This is a genomic window from Phyllobacterium sp. P5_D12 (genome assembly GCF_054049495.1).
On the sequence record NZ_JBFUMG010000864.1, the window covers coordinates 1 to 1,329 of the forward strand.

A 1,329-nucleotide genomic window follows, 5' to 3' on the forward strand; every position below is an offset into this window, starting at 1 on the left:
CAAACCAAGCGACTGCAGATACGGGTCGAAAGGAGCGAGGATGGGTGCTGACGTGGCCAGAAGGATGAGGACAAGAATAACCGCCAGACCGGCTACCCCGGGCAAGTCAGTTCGGAATATTTTCCAGAAACCAAAGAGCTGTTGCATCGAACGCGCGAGCTTGGAAGAACCGGCAGATGGAATAGCATTTGTGGCAATCGTCATTGGCGGGTCCTCGGATCGAGCAGGCGATAGAGAATATCGCTGAGAAGGTTCAATCCGAGAAAGATGACCCCGATGAGCAGCGTCGCAGCCATGACGGCGTTCATGTCGCCGATGAGCAGGGCATTGGTGAAATACTGCCCAAGCCCCGGCCAGGCGAACACGGACTCGACAAGGACGGTCCCCTCGAGCAATCCGCCATAGGCCAGCGCCAGAACTGTGAGCAACTGGACGCGGATATTGCGGAATGCATGTCCCCAAATGACCTGTCGCGCCGAAAGCCCCTTGACGCGCGCGGCAATGATATATTCTTGCGGCAGCTGTTCGAGCATGAAACTGCGCGTCATGCGCGCTATGAATGCGGTGGAGCTGTATCCCAATATGCTGGCGGGCAGGATCAGATGGTTCACCGCGTCCCAAAAGACCTCCATATCCCCTGCAAGCAAAGCATCGACGGTTATGAATCCGGTTATTCGCGGTACAATATCCAGATTGTAAAGGCTCAGTTGTCCAGAACCGCCTACCCAGTGCAGAGCGGCATAGAAAAGCAAGAGGCCCATCAACCCCAGCCAGAAGATCGGGGTGGAATGCCCCATCAACATAACGATCCGCAGAATGTTGTCCATCGCCCGGCCTCTGTTTACAGCGGCGATCACCCCCAGTGGTATGCCGAGCAAAGCTCCTATCAGCATACCTGTTGTTGCAAGCTMTATCGTTGCAGGAAAGACTTTGATCAGGTCTGACAAGACCAGATTTCCCGTAAGCCGCGCTCGTCCGAAATCGCCCGATACGGCGTTCGATACAAAAATCGAAAATTGCTGGATCAGCGGACGATCGAGACCTAGCTCCCGAGAGACTTGTTGATACGTTTCCGCATCCGCTTGGTCGCCGACAATTGTCAGGACAGGATCGATAGGAAGCACACGGCCAATAAAGAAGATAATGACCATCAAACCAAGGAAAGCTCCAAGGACACTGACCAGAGGCCCCAGCATTGTCTTAACAATGCTGGCGGCCCGGTACCCCACCCCTTCCGGAGTTGTGGCGGCTTTTAACAACATGATTTGTCCCGAACTATTCTGAGGTCTTTTTGACGTAGTACCAGCTTGGCGACCGGGCCTGCTGATC

At 54.5% G+C, this 1,329-nt stretch carries 1 protein-coding gene and 1 pseudogene; both read right to left on the reverse strand.

The features are described 5' to 3' along the window. Positions 1-204 (reverse strand): annotated as a pseudogene (locus ACXJ5O_RS27125) (hypothetical protein); the annotation flags it as partial. After that, entirely contained in the window at positions 201-1,196 is a 996-nt protein-coding gene (locus ACXJ5O_RS27130) for an ABC transporter permease (protein ID WP_457302619.1), read from the reverse strand. The pseudogene ACXJ5O_RS27125 and the gene ACXJ5O_RS27130, both read right to left, overlap by 4 nt. Positions 1,197-1,329 lie beyond the last annotated feature (133 nt).